At 73.2% G+C, this 17,755-nt stretch carries 19 protein-coding genes; 8 read left to right on the top strand and 11 right to left on the bottom strand.

The genetic code is table 11. The annotated features are described in order from the left end of the window. Positions 1-136 precede the first annotated feature (136 nt). Positions 137-1,609 carry a PucR family transcriptional regulator gene (locus tag BS73_RS40430; protein ID WP_063837041.1) on the bottom strand — a complete coding sequence of 491 codons (1,473 nt, stop codon included), beginning with the start codon at positions 1,607-1,609 and terminating at the stop codon, positions 137-139. 133 nt (positions 1,610-1,742) lie between these two features. Between BS73_RS40430 and BS73_RS21530 the strand changes: the two genes are divergently transcribed. Both BS73_RS21530 and BS73_RS21525 read left to right on the top strand, forming a co-directional pair. Next, positions 1,743-2,183 carry a nucleoside deaminase gene (locus BS73_RS21530; protein WP_037574906.1) on the top strand — a complete coding sequence of 147 codons (441 nt, stop codon included), beginning with the start codon at positions 1,743-1,745 and terminating at the stop codon, positions 2,181-2,183. Between the two features lie 12 nt (positions 2,184-2,195). Next, positions 2,196-3,176: an isopenicillin N synthase family dioxygenase gene (locus tag BS73_RS21525; RefSeq protein WP_037574903.1), complete on the top strand. Its 981-nt coding sequence runs from the start codon at positions 2,196-2,198 to the stop codon at positions 3,174-3,176. A 99-nt stretch (positions 3,177-3,275) separates the two neighbouring features. Here BS73_RS21525 and ccsB read toward each other — a convergent pair whose 3' ends face one another. From ccsB to hemL, 6 genes are all read right to left on the bottom strand, one after another. Further along, the gene (gene ccsB, locus BS73_RS21520) at positions 3,276-4,409 is read right to left on the bottom strand and encodes a c-type cytochrome biogenesis protein CcsB (protein ID WP_037574901.1); all 1,134 of its coding nucleotides are present in this window, start codon (positions 4,407-4,409) and stop codon (positions 3,276-3,278) included. A 2-nt stretch (positions 4,410-4,411) separates the two neighbouring features. After that, positions 4,412-6,268, bottom strand: a complete 1,857-nt coding sequence (gene resB, locus BS73_RS21515) for a cytochrome c biogenesis protein ResB (protein ID WP_322987288.1) — start codon at positions 6,266-6,268, stop codon at positions 4,412-4,414. A 2-nt stretch (positions 6,269-6,270) separates the two neighbouring features. Further along, positions 6,271-7,032 (bottom strand): cytochrome c biogenesis CcdA family protein, encoded by a 762-nt coding sequence (locus BS73_RS21510; RefSeq protein WP_037580548.1) that lies wholly within the window; start codon positions 7,030-7,032, stop codon positions 6,271-6,273. Positions 7,033-7,044: 12 nt separating this feature from the next. Beyond that, a complete protein-coding gene (locus tag BS73_RS21505; RefSeq protein ID WP_037574899.1) occupies positions 7,045-7,653 on the bottom strand; it encodes a TlpA family protein disulfide reductase in 609 nt (202 codons plus the stop codon). A 203-nt stretch (positions 7,654-7,856) separates the two neighbouring features. Further along, the gene (locus tag BS73_RS21500) at positions 7,857-8,477 is read right to left on the bottom strand and encodes a histidine phosphatase family protein (protein WP_051941508.1); all 621 of its coding nucleotides are present in this window, start codon (positions 8,475-8,477) and stop codon (positions 7,857-7,859) included. 134 nt (positions 8,478-8,611) lie between these two features. Then, the gene (gene hemL / locus BS73_RS21495) at positions 8,612-9,958 is read right to left on the bottom strand and encodes a glutamate-1-semialdehyde 2,1-aminomutase (RefSeq protein WP_037574894.1); all 1,347 of its coding nucleotides are present in this window, start codon (positions 9,956-9,958) and stop codon (positions 8,612-8,614) included. A gap of 335 nt (positions 9,959-10,293) precedes the next feature. On the opposite strand from hemL, the gene BS73_RS21490 reads away from it, so the two are divergent. Next, positions 10,294-10,821 carry a hypothetical protein gene (locus BS73_RS21490; protein WP_037574892.1) on the top strand — a complete coding sequence of 176 codons (528 nt, stop codon included), beginning with the start codon at positions 10,294-10,296 and terminating at the stop codon, positions 10,819-10,821. A 124-nt stretch (positions 10,822-10,945) separates the two neighbouring features. Here BS73_RS21490 and BS73_RS21485 read toward each other — a convergent pair whose 3' ends face one another. Next, positions 10,946-11,188, bottom strand: coding sequence for a chaplin (locus BS73_RS21485; RefSeq protein ID WP_037574889.1), 243 nt, complete (start codon positions 11,186-11,188; stop codon positions 10,946-10,948). Positions 11,189-11,477: 289 nt separating this feature from the next. Between BS73_RS21485 and BS73_RS21480 the strand changes: the two genes are divergently transcribed. From BS73_RS21480 to BS73_RS21470, 3 genes are all read left to right on the top strand, one after another. Next, positions 11,478-11,717 (top strand): chaplin, encoded by a 240-nt coding sequence (locus tag BS73_RS21480; protein WP_037574886.1) that lies wholly within the window; start codon positions 11,478-11,480, stop codon positions 11,715-11,717. Between the two features lie 199 nt (positions 11,718-11,916). Next, entirely contained in the window at positions 11,917-12,159 is a 243-nt protein-coding gene (locus BS73_RS21475; protein ID WP_051940222.1) for a chaplin, read from the top strand. 130 nt (positions 12,160-12,289) lie between these two features. Further along, on the top strand, positions 12,290-12,670 hold the full coding sequence (locus BS73_RS21470) for a hypothetical protein (protein ID WP_037574885.1): 381 nt from the start codon (positions 12,290-12,292) through the stop codon (positions 12,668-12,670). Between the two features lie 91 nt (positions 12,671-12,761). Here the strand turns inward: BS73_RS21470 and BS73_RS21465 are convergent, their stop codons facing one another. Further along, a complete protein-coding gene (locus tag BS73_RS21465; protein ID WP_037574883.1) occupies positions 12,762-13,466 on the bottom strand; it encodes a hypothetical protein in 705 nt (234 codons plus the stop codon). A gap of 357 nt (positions 13,467-13,823) precedes the next feature. On the opposite strand from BS73_RS21465, the gene BS73_RS21460 reads away from it, so the two are divergent. Together BS73_RS21460 and BS73_RS21455 are read left to right on the top strand one after the other, a co-directional pair. After that, positions 13,824-14,168, top strand: coding sequence for a hypothetical protein (locus BS73_RS21460; protein WP_051940220.1), 345 nt, complete (start codon positions 13,824-13,826; stop codon positions 14,166-14,168). A 101-nt stretch (positions 14,169-14,269) separates the two neighbouring features. Continuing rightward, positions 14,270-14,614 carry a hypothetical protein gene (locus tag BS73_RS21455; protein ID WP_051940219.1) on the top strand — a complete coding sequence of 115 codons (345 nt, stop codon included), beginning with the start codon at positions 14,270-14,272 and terminating at the stop codon, positions 14,612-14,614. A gap of 128 nt (positions 14,615-14,742) precedes the next feature. On the opposite strand, the gene hemB is transcribed toward BS73_RS21455, so the two are convergent. Both hemB and BS73_RS21445 read right to left on the bottom strand, forming a co-directional pair. Beyond that, positions 14,743-15,756 (bottom strand): porphobilinogen synthase, encoded by a 1,014-nt coding sequence (gene hemB, locus BS73_RS21450; RefSeq protein ID WP_051940217.1) that lies wholly within the window; start codon positions 15,754-15,756, stop codon positions 14,743-14,745. Positions 15,757-15,989: 233 nt separating this feature from the next. Then, a complete protein-coding gene (locus BS73_RS21445) occupies positions 15,990-17,630 on the bottom strand; it encodes a bifunctional uroporphyrinogen-III C-methyltransferase/uroporphyrinogen-III synthase (RefSeq protein WP_051941507.1) in 1,641 nt (546 codons plus the stop codon). Between the last annotated feature and the right edge of the window lie 125 nt (positions 17,631-17,755).

Genomic DNA, 17,755 nt, shown 5'->3' with positions numbered 1-17,755 from the left:
CCCACCCCGAGCGCAGCGCCGAAGGCCTCGTACGGGGCGGGCGCGCCCGAGCGCAGCGCCGAAGGCGCGAGTAAGGGGCGCGGGGAACTGCGCGCCCAGCCGGCTACGGCGCCGCACTCGGCAACCGGCCGGCCGCCTACACCCCCGGGCGGCTCTTCGGAGCGGACCTCGCCGATGCGGCGGGCGGCGGGCGGTTCCTCGTCGGCGAGGGAACCCAGGCGGCGGAGGCCTCGGCGGAGACCGGCGCCGGCGCCGGTGCCCCCAGGGGGTCCTGAGCACCGGTCATCGCCGTCAGCACCCGCCGCGCGCAGGTCGCCAGCAGCAGCTCGGCGTGGAGGTCCGGATCGGCGACGGGGACGCCGAGCAGCGACTCGATCCGGTCCAGCCGCTGGTAGAGGGACTGCCGCCCGAGATGCAGCAGGGCCGCCGTACGGGTCGCGGAGCAGCCGTTGCGCAGATGGACCTCCAGGGTCCGCACGAGGTCGCTCGGATGCGCCGACTCCCAGGCCAGCAACGGGCCGAGCACCCGCTCGACCAGGCGGCCCAGGCGCTCCCGACCGCCCGGGTCCAGCACCCCGGAGTCCCCGACCAGCAGGCGCTCCAGGGCCAGCGCGCGGGCCGAGGTGACCAGCGGCCCGCCGCCCCCGGCCGCCGGAGCGCCCCCGCCGGCGCGCCCCGGTGCCGGGGCCGTCCGCGGCGGCGGGATGCTCAGCGCGAGCCGCAGCGCCCCGCGCGCCTCCCGCAGGGTCTCGCCCCAGCGGGTCCAGTCGGCACCGCCGGGCACCGCGTCGCCCAGCGCGAGCCGCGGCCAGCGGCGTTCCCCGGCGGCGGCCGCCGCACCGTCCAGCAGGGCGGCCAACCGCCGTACCGGGTCCACCCCCGGGCGGGCCGGCAGCGCGACCAGGGCCAGCAGCCCGTCCGGGGCCACCGCCCGGATCGCGGCCGCGCCCCGCTCCTCCGCGACCGCCCGGTCCAGCAGCACCAGGCCCGCCTCGGCGAGCGGGCCGGCGACACCGATCAGCCGCAGGCGCGGGGACGGGCGGAAGCCCAGCTCGCGGGCCCGGGCCAGCACGTCCGCCTGGCCCAGCGCCGTGCCCTCGGCCAACTCCCTCAGCAGGGCGGCCGCGTGGGCGTCCCGGTCGGCGTGGGGGCGCGGGCCGGACTCCGGGCCGCCGCCCGCCTCGCCGGGCCGGCCGCGCCCGGCGACGGCACGGGTGACGATCGCGGTGTTGGCCGCCTCGGCGACCCGGAGGAACGGCACCCTCCGCCGCAGCGCGACCACCGGGAAGTCCCGCCGCCGGCCCTCCTCCACCAGTTCGTACGGGACCTCCGGGAGCGAGCCGCCGATCTCGACCGCGATCCCCGCCACCCCGCGCTCGTCCAGCCGGCGGAGGTAGCGGCGGCGGGCGCCGGCGTCCACCCCGGCCAGTCCCTGACCGGCGGTGAGGAGGAGCTCGCCGCCGGCCAGCTGCGGACCGATCCCGTACAGCTCGCTGCAGTGCACCCAGCGCACCGGGCGCCCCAACTCGCTCTCGCCACTGAGCACTTGGGGCGCGGCCGGGCCGAGGACGTCGAGGGACAGGATCTCGCGGAGCGTCAGAGCGGCCATCCGGCTCCCCTCCCCGGGGGGCCCGCTGGGCCTCCCCTGGATCGTTCCCGCGGACGTGATGTCCGCGGGGGGCTCGCCGGGAGCGTACGTTTCGCACGTTGCCCCGGTGTTTCACGCCAGCGAGAGTTGGGTCATGAAAGACACGGAGCTGCTGGCCATCGCCTTGGACGAGGCCAGAACCGGACTCGCCGAGGGCGGCATCCCGATCGGCGCCGCACTCTTCGGGCCGGACGGCGAGCTCCTCGGCCGCGGGCACAACCGGCGCGTCCAGGACGGCGATCCGTCCGTCCACGCGGAGACCGCGGCCTTCCGGGCGGCGGGCCGGCTGCGCGGCTACCGGGGGATGACGATGGTCACCACCCTGTCGCCCTGCTGGTACTGCTCGGGCCTGGTCCGGCAGTTCGGCATCGGCCGGGTCGTCATCGGCGAGGCGCGGACCTTCCACGGCGGCCACGACTGGCTGGCCGAGCACGGAACCCGGATCACCGTGCTGGACGACCCCGCGTGCACGGCCCTGATGCGGGAGTTCATCGCCGCCCGGCCGGAACTCTGGTACGAGGACATCGGCGAATAGGAGCCGGACGGTATGACAGGCAGCCCACGGATCCCCGTGATCGACCTGGAGCCCTGGCGCTCCGGCAGCCCCGAGCAGCGGGCGGAGGTCGCCCGGCGGGTGGACGCGGCCCTCGGCCAGGCCGGGTTCCTGCTGGTGACCGGGCACGGAGTGAGCCGCGAGGAGCGGGCGGCGGTGCGCGCGGCGGCCCGGGCCTTCTTCGAGCTGCCGCCCGAGGTCAAGCGGCGGTACGCGGTCTCCGTCGGCGGGCGGGGCTGGCTCGGCCCCGGCGCCGAGGCGAACGGCTACTCCGAGGGCACCGCGACCCCGCCGGACCTCAAGGAGTCCTGGACGATCGGCGCTGACCGGCCGATCGGGGACCCGGAGATCGACGCGTTCTGGTTCCAGCCGAACGTCTGGCCGACCGCGGAGGTCCCGGCGCTGCGGGCGATCGTCGAGCGCTACACCGCGCGGATGCGCGAGGTCGCCGACGGCCTGCTGGAGCTGCTGGCGGCGGCGCTGGGGCAGCGGCCGGGCTTCTTCACCGACCACACCCGGCATCCGACCCACACCCTGAACATCAACCGGTACCCGGCGCTCGGGCAGGTCGGCGAGCCGCAGCCGGGGCAGTTCCGGATCGGCCCGCACACCGACTTCGGGACCGTCACGCTGCTGGACCGGGAGCAGGGCCGCGGCGGCCTCCAGGTCTACGTCGATCCGGCGGACGGCGGCGCGGGCTGGGAGGACGCGCCGTACGACCCGGAGGCGCTGACGGTCAACATCGGCGATCTGATGGCCCGTTGGACCGGGGACCGCTGGAGGTCCGGCCGGCACCGGGTGCTCCCGCCGGCGGCGGAGGCGCCGGACGAGGAGCTGATCTCCCTCGTCTACTTCTACGAATGCGACCCGCACACCCGCGTCGTCCCGGCGCCGGGAGCCGGCCCGGTCGCGTACGAGCCGGTCGACTCCTCGGCGTACCTCCGCGCGAAGCTGGACGCGATCACGGTGGGGTGACCCTCGCGGGGCCCGCGCGCGGACGGCGCCGCGGACGGCGACGGCCACCGGGGTGCATCCCGGTGGCCGTCGCCTGGTGCGGTGCTGTTCGCGGAACCGCTACACGCCCGCGTAGGAGTGCTTGCCGTTGATGAAGATGGAGACGCCGTAGGAGTTGAAGAGGAAGCAGGCGAAGGCGATCAGGCAGAGATACGCCGCCTTCCGGCCCTTCCAGCCCGCCGTGGCCCGCGCGTGGAGGTACGCGGCGTACCCGACCCAGGTGATGAACGCCCAGGTCTCGGTCGGGTCCCACTCCCAGTAGTGGCCCCAGGCGTACTCCGCCCAGATGGCGCCCGCGATGATCGCGAAGGTCCAGAGCGGGAAGATCACCGCGTTGATCCGGTACGCGAACTTGTCCAGCGACGCCCCGGCCGGCAGCCGCTCGCAGATCGAGGACCAGCGCCCGCCCTTCGCCCGGCCGAGCTGCCGCGCCACCTCGTAGTGGTCCTTGCACAGGTAGAGGATGGTGGTGATCGCCCCGGCGTAGAGCGCGCCGCCGGAGACCATCGCCGCCGAGACGTGGATCCACAGCCAGTACGAGTGGAGCGCCGGCACCAGCTGCTCGGAGTCGGTGTACAGCACCGAGACGGCCAGGCCGAGGCCCAGCAGGATGCCGGTGGTCAGCGGCAGGCCGAGCCACCGCACGTTCTTCTTGGCGGCCAGCGCGCCGATGTACACCAGCGCGGCGATCAGCGTCAGCGCGCAGGTGAACTCGTAGAGGTTGCCCCACGGCGGGCGCCCGGCGGAGACCCCGCGGGTGACCACTCCGCCCAGCTGGAGCAGCGCGGCCAGGATCGTCAGCGAGACGCCCATCCGGCCGAGCATGTCGGCCCGCTCGCTGCCGCCGGCCGCGCCGACGCCGTCCTGCGGCGGCTCGGCGTCGCCCCGGCTCACCACGTCCACGTCGCCGGCCTTGCCGACGGCGGTGCGGGTGAGGACGGCGGTGCCGCCGCCGGAGCGCTGCATGGTGACGGTCACCTGGGCGCGGGCGGCCGGGCGGGCCTCGGCCTCGGTCCTGGCGACGGCCTGGCCCAGGGTGAGGGCCGCGGACTGCCTGGCGACCCGGCTTCGGCTGCCGAACGTCCACTCCACGATGTACGCGAAGAAGGCGATCAGATAGACCGCCATCGCCGAATAGATCAGGTAGTTGGAGATCTGGGCCAGATTCTCATTGACCGCCATGGCCAAATACACGGTCACTCCTTCGGGGGAAGGTCGGAGGTGGCGGCTGCTGCTGCCGGGGAGGTGGTCTCGGCGCGGGGGCCGGGGACGTCGTCCGCGGAGTCCTCGGAAGGCTCGGGGTCCCCGGCGTCCTCGGAGTCCTCGGAGGCCTCGGCGACGTCGGCCGGCGCGCTCTGCTGGAGGTCGACCGCCACGTCGGCGAGCTCCTCCGCGATCCGCGCCGATTCGCTGCGGCCGAGCCCCGCCACCTCCACCAGGGTGGTGCCGTCCGGGCCCTCCACCGCGCGCACCCAGATCCGGCGGCGCTGCACGAAGAGCGACCCGATCAGGCCGATGATCGCCAGCACCGCGCTGATCAGCGCCGAGCTGGAGCCCGGGTTGTGGGCGACGTTGAACTGCGCCCACTGCTGCACGCCGTTGAAGGTCAGCGTGCCCGCGCCGTTCGGCAGCGTCCAGGTCTGCCCCGGGGTCAGCGCGGCCTTCGCCGGCGCGCCCTGGGAGGCCGTCATCTGCTTCATGTGGGTGGTGTCGAGCTGGTACACGTTCTGCGGCAGCCCGGAGTCGATGCCCAGGTCGCCGACGTACCCGGTGAGGTAGAGGGCCGGGTTGTCCAGCGCCGGGAAGACCGAGTGCGGTCCGCGCACCGAGTCGACGACCATCGTCGGGGCGAAGATCCCGCCGAAGCCCAGCTGGGTCGACCTACCGTCCTTGGACGTGTAGTCGGCGACCTTGATGGCGCAGGTGGAGGTCCAGTTCTGGTCCTGCTGGAGGCAGGGGCTCGGGCCGGTGTAGGCGACGTTGCCCTTGGCGTCGCGGACCGTCACCACCGGCGCGTAGCCGTGGTTCACCAGGTAGACGTTGCTCCCGCCGATCTTCAGCGGGTGGTTGACCTGGATGGTGGCCCGCTTGGTCTTGCCCGGGTCGCCGTTCCAGTAGTCCACGTAGGCGTCGAAGGTGCGGGCGGTGCCCAGCTGGTCGCCGCTGGTCTGGTAGGTCGCCTTGAAGCTGTTCAGGGTGAACCCGAAGTCGTCCAGGTTGTCGGCGCCGTAGAAGGTGCTCGGCGAGAAGTCGTCGTACTGGGTCAGGGTGTTGGTGAAGCCGTGGCCCTGGATGACCAGCGCGCTGCCCTGGCCGCCGTACAGCTTGCCGACGGCGAAGGCGATCAGCAGGCCGAAGAGCGAGACGTGGAAGAGGAGGTTGCCGACCTCGCGGAGGTAGCCCTTCTCCGAGCCGAGCGAGAACGCCGAGGGTGCCCGGCCCACCCGGAAGCGGCGCTTGCGCAGCACCTTCTCGGCGCCGTCCAGCACCTCCTCGGGCCGCGCCGAGGTCCGCCAGCGCGCGTACACCGGCATCCGGACCAGGTGCCGCGGGGCCGCCGGCGGCTTGGCCCGCAGCACCTTCGCGAACTGCCAGCAGCGCGGGATGATGCAGCCGGCCAGCGAGACGAAGAGGAGGATGTAGATCGCGGAGAACCACGGCGAGCTGTAGACGTGGAAGAGGCCCAGCTTGTCGTAGAGCGGCGAGAGCTCGGTGTGGGCCGTGCGGAACTCGGAGACCTTGAGCGCGTTCTCGGACTGCTGGGGCACCAGCGAGCCGGGCACGGCCGCCAGCGACAGCAGGAAGAGGAGGATCAGCGCGACCCGCATCGAGGTGAGCTGCCGCCAGAACCAGCGGAGCCAGCCGACCAGGCCGATCCCCACCGTGCCAGGCGCGGGCGGCTGCCCGGCCGCCGAGCCGGTGAATCCGTCGGCGTCGGCGTGGTCCTCGGCGGCGGTCGTGGTCATCCGCCCGGCGGCGACGAGCTCGCGCTCCTCCGCGGCGGCGTCGGCCTCCGCGTTGCGCCCTGTCTCGGTCTCGGTGTTCTCGGTCACTCTCAAATCCCGATCGTGAAGCCGGAGGTCCACTCCTGCAGAGAGGACACCAGCTGGTCCCAGACGCCAGTGACCAGCAGCACGCCGACCGCGACGAGCATCCCGCCGCCGATCCGCATGACCCACTGATAGTGCCGCTTGATCCAGCCGAACGCGCCCAGCGCCTTGCGGAAGGCCAGCGCGGCGACGACGAACGGCACCCCCAGCCCGAGGCAGTACACCGCCATCAGCAGCGCCCCCCGGCCGGCGCTCGCCTCGTTCATGGAGAGGGCCTCGACGGAGGCCAGGGTCGGGCCGATGCACGGCGTCCAGCCGACGCCGAAGACGATGCCCAGCAGGGGCGCCCCCACCAGGCCCACGGCGGGCCGCCGGTGGCTGCGCACCTCCCGCTGGCTGAACCCGGGGAGCACCCCCATGAAGGCCAGGCCCAGCAGGATGGTCAGCCCGCCCAGCACATACGAGATGACGTGCCGCTGCTGGAAGAGGGTGTTGCCGAAGTAGCCGAAGAGCGCGCCGCCGGAGACGAACACGGCGGTGAAGCCGAGGACGAAGAGCATCGCCCCGGCGAACATCCGCCCGCGGCGGGCCCCTTGGGCGTCCCCCAGGTCGGCGGCGGAGAAGCCGGTGACATAGGAGAGGTAGCCGGGGACCAGCGGCAGCACGCAGGGCGAGAAGAACGAGACCAGCCCGCCGAAGAGCGCGACCGGGACGGCGAGCAGCAGCGCACCGTGCGCGACGGTCCCGTTGTCGCCGAGGGCGAGCATCGTCACAGCGGCCTACTTCTCCGCGACGATCGGCTTGATCATGCTCTCCAGCTGCGACTGGGTCAGCGCGCTCAACGCCCGGACGGCGATCCGGCCCTGACGGTCCAGCACCAGGGTGGACGGGATGGCCTGCGGGTTGAGGCTGCCGGCCGGGAACTCGCCGACCAGGTCGCCGGAGGGGTCGTAGAAGCTGGGGTAGCTCATGTGGTGGGTGCGGGCGAAGGCCTGGGCGTTGCCCGCGGAGGTGTCCCGGGTGTTGATCCCGACGAACTGGACGCCCTTGCCCTGGAACTCCTTCGCGGTCGCCTCCAGGCCGTCGGCCTCGGCGCGGCAGGGGGCGCACCAGGAGCCCCACACGTTGAGCACCACGACCTCGCCCTTGTACCGGGCCAGGCTCAGCTGCCGCCCGTCGATGTCCTTGCCGGCCAGCGCCGGGGCGGGCTTGCGCTTGTCCGCGGCCACCGTGGTGATGGCGCCGTTGCCCTGGACGAACTGGGTGTTGTCACCGGAGCTGGACGCCGAGTTGCTGCTCCCGGCGCAACCGGTGAGGACCAGGGCTGCGGCGCCGACGAGAGCGGCGGCGCCGATCGTCGTCCGACGGGCGTGGCTGGATGCGCGCATGCGAAGAGTTTCGCATGCGCCTTTGACCCGTTTTCATCGCCCCCGAGACTTCGGCGCGCCACCCGCTTGACCTGCGGGGGTAAGCCATGCATAAGCGCCTGGGACGCAGCGGCGCGGTGGCCGCAGGTGCGTCCGGCCCCCGCGTCCCTCGACTCGCTCCGGGACCCCGCGACCTCGCGACCCCGGGACCCCGCGACCCCGTGCTACGCGCCGAAGCCCTTGCCGGCGAGCTTCGCGGGGAGCAGATCCCGCGCCGGCTCGCTGTAGCCGATCGAGACGATCTTGTCGCCCTCGAAGGTGAAGCTCGTCAGGCTGGCCAGCGAGCACTGCCGCTTCCGCGGGTCGTGCCACAGCCGCCGATGCTCGGCGAAGCACCGCGTGACCCAGATCGGCAGCTGGTGGCTGACGCACACCGCCTCGTGGCCGCGCGCCGCGTCCCGGGCCGCCCCCAGCGCCCCCATCATCCGCACGACCTGCTCGATGTACGGCTCGCCCCAGGACGGCCGGAACGGGTTGACCAGGTGCTTCCAGTGCGAGGGGTTCCGCAGCGAACCGTCCCCGACCCCGAAGGTCTTCCCCTGGAAGACGTTCTCCGCCTCGATCAGCCGCCCGTCCGTGGCGACCGGGAGCCCGTGGGCGGCCGCGATCGGCGCCGCCGTCTCCTGCGCCCGCTCCAGCGGCGAGGCCACCACATGCGTGACGTCCCGGTCCGCGAGATGGTCGGCGACCCGCTCCGCCATCTGCTTGCCGAGGTCGGAGAGGTGGTAGTCGGGCAGCCGCCCGTAGAGGACGCCCTCCGGGTTGTGCACCTCGCCGTGCCGCATCAGATGCACGACGGTGACGTCGGCCTCGTCGACGTTGCTGCTGCTGCTCACCGGAGAGCTCCCTCACATTCGAAACGCTTGCCGCGCGCCCCAGTATCCCCGAGACGCGCGGCCGCGAAGGCGCAGCCCGACCGTCAGGCGGTGGCCCGCGCCGCCGCCTCGGCGGCAGTCGGCAGCGCGGCGGCGATCCGCTCGACCGCCCGCTCGTCGTGCGCCGCCGAGAGGAACCACACCTCGAAGGCGGACGGCGGCAGGTAGACGCCCTGGGAGAGCATGCTGTGGAAGAACGCCGTGTACCGGAAGACGTCCTGGCCGCGCGCCTCGTCGTAGTTCCGCACCGGCTCGCCGGTGAAGAAGACCGAGAACATGCTCCCGGCGTGCTGCACCCGGTGCGCCACCCCGGCCTTGTCCAGCGCCTCGTGGGCCAGCCCGGAGACCTCGGCGGCGACCCGGTCCACGGCCGCGTACACCGCGTCGTCGGCGGCCCGGAGGGTGGCGAGGCCGGCCGCGGTCGCGACCGGGTTACCGGAGAGGGTGCCCGCCTGGTAGACCGGCCCGGCCGGGGCCAGGTACGCCATGACGTCGGCCCGCCCGCCGAAGGCCGCGGCCGGGAAGCCGCCGCCCATCACCTTGCCGAAGGTGATCAGGTCGGGGGCCCAGCCCTCCGGCTCCGCCTCCAGTCCGTACCAGCCGGCCTTGGAGACCCGGAACCCGGTCATCACCTCGTCGGAGACGAAGAGCGCGCCGTCGGCCCGGCAGAGCTCGCTGAGCGCGCGGTTGAAGCCGGGCAGCGGCGGGACGACGCCCATGTTGCCGGGCGAGGCCTCGGTGATCACGCAGGCGATCTGCCCGGGGTTGGCCTCGAACGCGGCCCGGACCGCGTCCAGGTCGTTGTACGGCAGGACGATGGTGTCCTCGGCCTGGGCGCCGGTCACGCCGGGGGAGTCCGGCAGGGCGAAAGTCGCCACGCCCGAACCGGCGGACGCCAGGAGCGCGTCCACATGACCGTGGTAGCAGCCCGCGAACTTCACGACCTTGGCCCGCCCGGTGAACCCGCGGGCGAGCCGGATCGCCGACATGGTCGCCTCGGTCCCCGAGGAGACCAGCCGGACCTGCTCCACGGGGGCCACCCGCCGGACGATCTCCTCGGCGAGCCCCACCTCCCCCGCGCTCGGGGTGCCGAAGGAGGTGCCGCGGCCGACGGCGTCCTGAACCGCGGCGATCACGGCGGGGTGGGCGTGGCCGAGGAGCATCGGCCCCCAGGATCCGACCAGGTCGACGTACTCGCGGCCGTCCTCGTCGGTCAGGTAGGCGCCCTTGGCGGAGGCCATGAACCTGGGCGTGCCGCCGACCGCGCCGAAGGCGCGCACGGGCGAGTTCACCCCGCCCGGGGTCACGACTTCGGCACGCTCGAACAGCAGTTGGCTTGCCGGGGCCTCGTACGGGTAGTTCACCGGGGCCGGGGAGTTTGAGGAGCACATGAGGCACATGGTCTCAAATCGTGTCCTGGCGCTCGGCATGTCCCGCCCGATCATCTGGGACGATGATCGGGCCGCAGGTACACCGTATGGTCGACTCCGTCCGCGAGGTCGGCAAGGATGGCCGGGTACGGCGCACCTGGCCGTACGTCGGAGGTTGTCCGAGGTGTGCGGCCGCCTGTTGTCGGCAGGTCGGACGTCGGTGAGGATGGGGCGGAGTGTCCGAGGCACGCGAGCCGGAGCACCGGTGGAGCTTCGATGCCGAGGCTGAGGGGATCGGACGAGCCGGTGGCCGCCGGCGGTCCGCAAGAGGAGGGGGCGATGGAGGTGCTGGTCGCTTGGGCGTGACCTACAAGTACTTCGGCGCGCCCGACCGTGCCACGGCCGCGCGCGTCCCGACCGCTCTGGGACGCGACGGGCTCGGTCTGGACGCCGGAGAACTGGGCCAACTCGGCCGCCTGGGCGAGCTTTTCGGCCAGACCGGAGAGGTGGGCGGAGAAGCCGGCGGAGTCGACGAGGAGTCGTCCGTCAGCAGCGGCCTGCACACCAAGATCAAGCCGGAGACCATGAGCGCGATGGTCCTCACCGGAATCCAGGGCATCCCGCTGGCGAAGGTGCCGCCGCTCGAACTGGTCGTGCTGCACCCCGACTACGCGGTCGTGCAGCTCCCCGAGTCGGTGGTGGACCCGCTGCGCAACGCGGACGAGCCGAAGCTGGGTGCGGCCGCGTTCATCTGGTCCACCGTCCCCGACCGGCGGGGGCCGCGGGACGCCTTCGTCATCTACCGCATGCTCCACGAGTGGCAGGACTTCGCGAACCGGCTGCACGAGGCGGGCCACCAGCTGTACTGCCTGGTCTGGCCCTGACCGGCGGCCCTCCCGCCGACGGCAGCGGGGCCCCGGCCGGATTCGGCCGGGGCCCCGCTGTCGCACTGCATCACCGCGTCACCGCGTCACCGCGTCGGGGACGCGAGAGGGTACCGGCGCTGCGTCAGCCGGCGTTGGCGGCGCTGTTGCCGAACGCCGGGTTCAGCAGGCCGATCACGTTGACGCTGTTCCCCGAGACGTTCACCGGGACGTGCACCGGGACCTGCGCCTGGTTGCCCGAGGCGACACCGGGCGAGCAGGACGCGGCACCCTGGGCGGCAGAGCTCGCGAAGGCGGCACCAGCGCCACCGGCGACGACGCCGGCCGCGGCGGCGGTGATGAGAGCGCCCTTGACAGCGTTCTTCATGTGATTACTCCATCGGTTTCTGCTGTGGCCGAGCACCGGGGTACTCCGTGCCTTAACACCGGTCATAACGCCCGCGCGGAGGGGGAGGAAACGGCCTCCAGGACCAGACCCCGCGATCTTCACCCGGATGCGTGACCGAACGCCCGCATGCCTGCCATCCGGGTGATCGTCGTGCGCGGGCAGTCTCCTCCGAACTCCGGTGTTCGTTGGGCCTGATGACACTGTGTCGGCCGCCGCGGACCTCCCCGCATCAGCACAACGGGCCGGCACCCACGAGAGAGGGATCCCCATGCAGAAGACCAAGCGCGGCCTGTGCGTGGCCGTCGCCGCGGCCGGCCTGGTCGCCGCCGGTGCCGGTGTCGCCAGCGCGAACGCGGCCGCCGCGGGCACCGCCGCCAACTCGCCGGGCTTCATCTCCGGCAACCAGCTGCAGATCCCGGTTCACGTCCCGGTGAACCTCTGCGGCAACAGCATCAACGTCATCGGCGCCCTGAACCCGGCCTTCGGCAACAGCTGCGCCAACCGCTGACCCGGCGCTCGGCCGTGGCGTCCACCACGCCAGGCCGGCTGTCCCCCCTGTGCTCCGCCGCCAGAACGTTCGGCCCCGACGACTCCGTGTCCGCTGGCCGGGTGGTTGTCGGTGGCGGCGCGTGTCCGCGTCCGCACAGCGGTCGTTTCGCCAATCGTCCCTCCCACTCGGGGTTGGACGGACTCACGAAGGAATTGCCATGCGCATCGCGAAGAAGGCTCTCGTCATCGGTGTCGCCGCGTCCGGGCTCGCCCTCGCCGGCGCCGGCGCCGCCTCGGCCAGCAGCGCCGCGGCCGGCACCGCCGCCAACTCGCCCGGCGTCCTGTCCGGCAACCAGCTGCAGGTCCCGGTGCACGTCCCGGTGAACGTCTGCGGCAACACCGTCGACGTGATCGGCCTGCTCAACCCGGCGTTCGGCAACAGCTGCGCCAACGCCGGCTGACGCCACACCAGGCGCTCGGCACGGCGGTCACCGCACCGCCATCGCCACTGCCCCCCGGCATTCCGGCCGGGGGGCAGTTGCCATGAGCACCGTCAGACCCCAGCTCTCCCGTCCAAGAAGGAACCCCACGATGGCTTACGTACGCGCCGCCGCCCTCCTCGTCGGCCTCACCGCGGCCGGGGCCGCGGCCTCCAGCGGCACGGCGCTCGCCGCGGAGGCGCCGCAGACCCACCCGCTCCCCGGCGTCGGCCTCCAGCGGCTCGACCCGGCGACCGGGCTGGCCGGACTCAGCGGCGCCACCAAGCACGTGATCGGGCCGCTCAAGGACCTCCGCCTGGACCCGTGGGCGCAGTCCTCGGCGGACCCCCTGAACAACGGCGTCTCGCTGGTCCCGGACTCCCCGGGCGCGGGCCCCGTCTCCACCACCCCGCTGACCTCGCCGCTGAGCGGCGGCGGGGGGCTCTCCTCACTGCCGGCCGTCGGCTCGCTGACGGACGCCATGGCGCACTGAGACAGCGCACGGGAACAGCGCGCGGCGACAGCGCGCCGAACCGCCCGGGTGCGGGCCGTCGTACGGCACCGCGCCCGGGCGGGAGGCGGCCTCAGACCCCGATGTTGTGGAGGGAGTCGTTGAGGCTGCCGGCCACACCGTCCACCGGCTTGGTGACGGACTGGCCGGTGGTCCGCTGCTCCAGCGTCAGCCCGCCGTTCGGGCGGGTGGACAGGTGCGGCGGGGTCAACGCCGGCTCCAGGTCGCCGAGTCGCACGCCCTGGAGGTCGGATCCGGCCTGCGCGCTGCGGGTGTGCGCGGCCTGCGCGCCCCCCAGCCCCAGCGGGTGCCCGAGGGACAGCGCGGCCCCGGCCGCGTCCATCGGGGACTTCGGCAGCCCCAGGCCCAGCGCGTGGTCGGTGACCCGCCCGCTCCCGTCCACCAGCGGGGCGTCCGCGCCCAGCGAGGGGGTGTGGGCGGGCCCGTTGAGCGCCGGCACCAGCGGGTCGGGGAGGATCTCGCCGGGGTCCGACGGCTTCACCGAGGGCGGCACCACCGGCGAGGCCGGCAGGCTGCCGGACACCTGGGCGTGGGTGGTCCTGCCGAGCAGCGGGCGGGTCGCCTCGCCGAGCGGCACGGTGAACGGCACATCCATGCCGGAGACGGTGTGCTCCACAGCGTTCACCTGATCGGCCTGGTGCTGGGAGACCGGTGCGAGCTCGGTCGCCGACGCCGTTCCGGCGGCGGCGAGGGCGCCGGTGCCGGCGGACGCGCAGGCCGCCATCGCGGCCGCCGTCCTTCGCAGGGAGTTCTTCATCGCGGATGTTCCTGTCTTCCGAGGCCTGGACGCAGTCCGTCAGATTGAAGCGTGCGGCGGGGAGCGGACACCGATCGCGTCACCCTGATGGTCCATCGGCCACCGCGGTTTTCCCTCTCCCGGGCGAAGGAAATCGACCTTCCGGATCAACACCCAATTCCAAGTGGGCAGTTGGCGCGTTGTCACGGGTGGATCGGGAACACGGCGCAGGGGCTGGACCCAGTGCGAACGGGTTCAACAGGCGTAATCGCCCGATCGGGTGCGCAACCAGGTTCGACGGCCCCTCGTTGAGCCGATTGCCTCCGGGACAGCAGAAGGCAATTGACACCACCTCAGAAATCCAACAAAGGAACTGCAATGGTCAAGAAGGTTCTGGCCGCTGCCGGCGTGGCAGCCACCGCCGTCGCCATGGCCGCCGCCCCGGCCTCCGCCATCGGCGACCACGACGGGTCGACCAACTCCCTCCAGGGTGCGGGCGGCACCAACATGACCGGGACCTGGGGCAACAACAGCCCCAACTTCCACTTCCTGGACAACCCGAACATCTGCCTGCCCGAGATCCACAACATCGCCGTCGCGGTGGCCGGCGTGGCCGTCCCGGTCGAGGTCCCGGTGGCAAGCACCCAGCCGAAGCAGTACTGCTCTGTGGGCAACACCACGCAGGGCAACGGCGACGGCGGTGTCTCCCACCTGATCGGCTGACGCCGGTCCGCTCCACCACGGCGGTTCCCGCCGAGTCCCATCCCCACCCCCCAGCCGCCCCCGCTCTGCCGCGGTGGGCTACCACGAGAGGATCAACCCCCATGTACAAGAAGGCTCTCGCCACCCTCGGTGTCGCTGCCGCCGGCGTCGCCATGGCCGCTGCCCCCGCTTCCGCCATCGGCGACTCGGACGGCTCCACCGCCGCTCTGCAGGGCAACGGCGGCACCAACCAGACCGGAACCCACGGCGCCATGAGCCCGAACTTCCACACTCTGGACAACCCGAACGTCTGCCTGCCGGAGGTCCACAACATCGCCGTCGCGGTGATCGGTGTGGCCGTTCCGGTCGAGGTGCCGGTCCTCAGCACCCAGCCGCACCAGATCTGCAACGTCGGCCACACCACCCAGGGCAACGGCGACGGCGGCCTGGGCCACCTGATCGGCTGACGTTCCGCCCACGCGGAACCCACGTGACACCCGTCACGTTCGCAGCACCTGACCCTCCGGTGACCCGACAGTGAACAGCCGAAGGGGCCGGGAGAGCATCGCTCTCCCGGCCCCTTCGTCGTGTCGCGTCAGCCCTGGCGGAGGTTGCGGGCCGCCTCGACCGCCCAGTAGGTGAGGATCTGCTCGGCGCCGGCCCGGCGCAGCGCGGTCAGCGCCTCCATGATCGCCCGGTCCCGGTCGATCCAGCCGTTGGCCGCGGCGGCCTCGATCATCGCGTACTCACCGGAGACCTGGTACGCGGAGACCGGGACAGGCGAGGCCTCGGCGACCGCGCTGAGGATGTCCAGGTAGACCATGCCGGGCTTGACCATCACCAGGTCCGCGCCCTCGGCGACGTCCAGCTCCAGCTCGCGCAGCGCCTCCCGGGCGTTCCCCGGGTCCTGCTGGTAGGCCTTGCGGTCGCCCTTGAGCGAGGACCCGACGGCCTCCCGGAAGGGGCCGTAGAAGGCCGAGGCGTACTTCGCGGTGTACGCCAGGATCGCCACGTCGGTGTGCCCGTGCTCGTCCAGCGCCCGGCGGGCCACCCGCACCTGGCCGTCCATCATCCCGGACGGGGCGACCACGTGGACGCCGGCGTCGGCCTGCACCACGGCCATCTCGGCGTAGCGGGCGAGGGTCGCGTCGTTGTCCACCGAGCCGTCCTCGGCGAGGACCCCGCAGTGGCCGTGGTCGGTGTACTCGTCCAGGCAGAGGTCGGACATCACCACGATCTCGTCGCCGACCTCGGCGATCACGTCGCGGATGGCCTGCTGGAGGATGCCGTCCGGGTTGGTGCCCTCGGAGCCGGCCGCGTCCTGCACCTCGGGGACGCCGTAGATCATCAACCCGCCGACGCCGGCCTCGACGGCCTCGACGGCCGCCGCCTTGAGGGTGTCCCGGGTGTGCTGGACGACCCCCGGCATCGCCGCCAGCGGGACCGGCTCGCTGATCCCCTCCCGGACGAAGACCGGCAGGATCAGCTCCGCCGGGTGGAGGCGGGTCTCCGCGACGAGCCGCCGCATCGCCGCTGTGCTGCGGAGCCTGCGGGGCCGGATGACCGGGGTCTCCTCCGGGCGGATCGCCCACTTGTTCTCGCCGGCCATGTCTCGGTGCCTCCTCGACTGCGTTGCGCTTACTGGATCCTACGGCGGGCCGCCGACTGGGCGGCAACGGATGGCGAGTCGGCGTCTGCGGGTCGATGGCCGGTTGGCCGCGCAGTTCCCCGCGCCCCTGAATCGCGCCTTCGGCGCTGATTTCAGGGGCGCGGGGAACTGCGCGAAGCGGAACTACGGCGCCGCAGACGCCGACGCACAGCCACTCGCCGCCCGGTGGGCGACTAACGCGCCTTGCGACGCGACCCCGGCCGCCGCTCGGAAGGCCGGTACACCGGCTCGCCCGCCGCCAGCGCCGCGTCCCGGCGCTGCGCGCCGAACGCGGCCAGCGCCTCCGCCAGCGCGGCGACGCTCGGCGCCGGCGACAGCACGTCGACCCGCAGCCCGTGCTCCTCCGCGGTCTTGGCCGTCGCCGGCCCGATACACGCGATGACGGTCACGTTGTGCGGCTTTCCGGCGATCCCGACCAGGTTCCGCACCGTGGAGGACGAGGTGAAGAGCACCGCGTCGAACCCGCCGCCCTTGATCGCCTCCCGGGTCGGCGCCGGCGGCGGCGAGGCCCGCACGGTCCGGTAGGCCGTGACGTCGTCCACCTCCCAGCCCAGCTCGATCAGCCCGGCGACCAGCGTCTCGGTGGCGATGTCCGCGCGCGGCAGCAGCACCCGGTCGATCGGGTCGAAGACCGGGTCGTACGGCGGCCAGTCCTCCAGCAGCCCGGCCGCCGACTGCTCGCCGCTCGGGACGAGGTCCGGCTTCACGCCGAAGTCGACCAGCGCCTGCGCCGTGGTGGCGCCCACCGCCGCGACCTTGATCCCGGCGAAGGCGCGGGCGTCGAGCCCGTACTCCTCGAACTTCTCCCGGACCGCCTTGACCGCGTTGACCGAGGTGAAGGCGATCCACTCGTAGCGGCCCGTCACCAGGCCCTTGATCGCCCGCTCCATCTGCTGCGGGGTGCGCGGCGGCTCGACCGCGATGGTCGGCACCTCGTGCGGCACGGCCCCGTACGAGCGCAACTGCTCGCAGAGCGCGCCGGCCTGGTCCTTGGTGCGCGGGACCAGCACGTTCCAGCCGAACATCGGCTTGGTCTCGAACCAGGAGAGCTCCTGGCGGTGCGCCACCCGCTCGCCCAGCACGGCTATCACCGAGGACGCCGGGTCGACCGGCGCCGAGACCGGCGAGGGCAGCACCTTCGCGGACTTCAGCTCGGCGGCGATGCTGCCCAGGGTCGCGGTGTAGGTGCGCTGCCTGGTGGTGGTGCCGCGGAGGGTGATGGAGAGCGGGGTGTCCGGCTTCCGGCCGTGGGCGACCAGCGCCTGGGCCATCGCGGGCACCTGGCCCAGCACGGTGCGCAGCACCAGCGCGGTGGACGCGTCGGCCTCGCCCAGCTCGGTCCAGGTCGCGTCGGCGACGTGCCCGCTGACGTCCACGTAGCGGACGTCGGCCGAGCCGCCGGGCTCCGCGCCCTCCGCCCCGGCGCCGCCGCGCAGCGGCACGCCCGCGTACGCCGGCACACCGACCGCCTGCGGCACGCCCGGCACCACCTGGAAGGCCACCTGCGCCTGGGCGCAGGCCAGCATCTCCTCGGTGGCCCGGCCGTCCAGGCCGGGGTCGCCCTCGACGGCGCGCACCACGTGCTTGCCGGACCGGACCGCGGGCAGCAGCCGGGCGATCACCTCGGCGGCCGGCTCCTCGTCCAGGACGAAGGCCTCGGTGTCGGGGTGCGGGGACTGCGTCTCGATCCCGGCCGGGCAGTGCGGACGCACCGACTCGGCGATCTCCGGGTCGGCGATCAGCAGATCGGCGGTGGACAGCGCCTCCACCGCGTTGAGGGTCAGCAGCCCGGGGTCGCCCGGTCCCGCCCCCAGGAAGGTGACCCGGCCGGCCTGGCGGCGGCCGGGGACCCCGGCGGCGGTCTCGGTGGCGACGCCGACGGCGGCGCCGGCGGTGCTGTCCTCTACGGCGGGCTTGCCGGCGGACTTGCTGGCGGTGG

Source organism: Phaeacidiphilus oryzae TH49 (genome assembly GCF_000744815.1).
GTDB classification, from domain to species: Bacteria; Actinomycetota; Actinomycetes; order Streptomycetales; family Streptomycetaceae; genus Phaeacidiphilus; species Phaeacidiphilus oryzae.
Note: the sequence above shows the minus strand (reverse complement) of the source record. Positions and strands in the feature narration are given on the sequence as shown.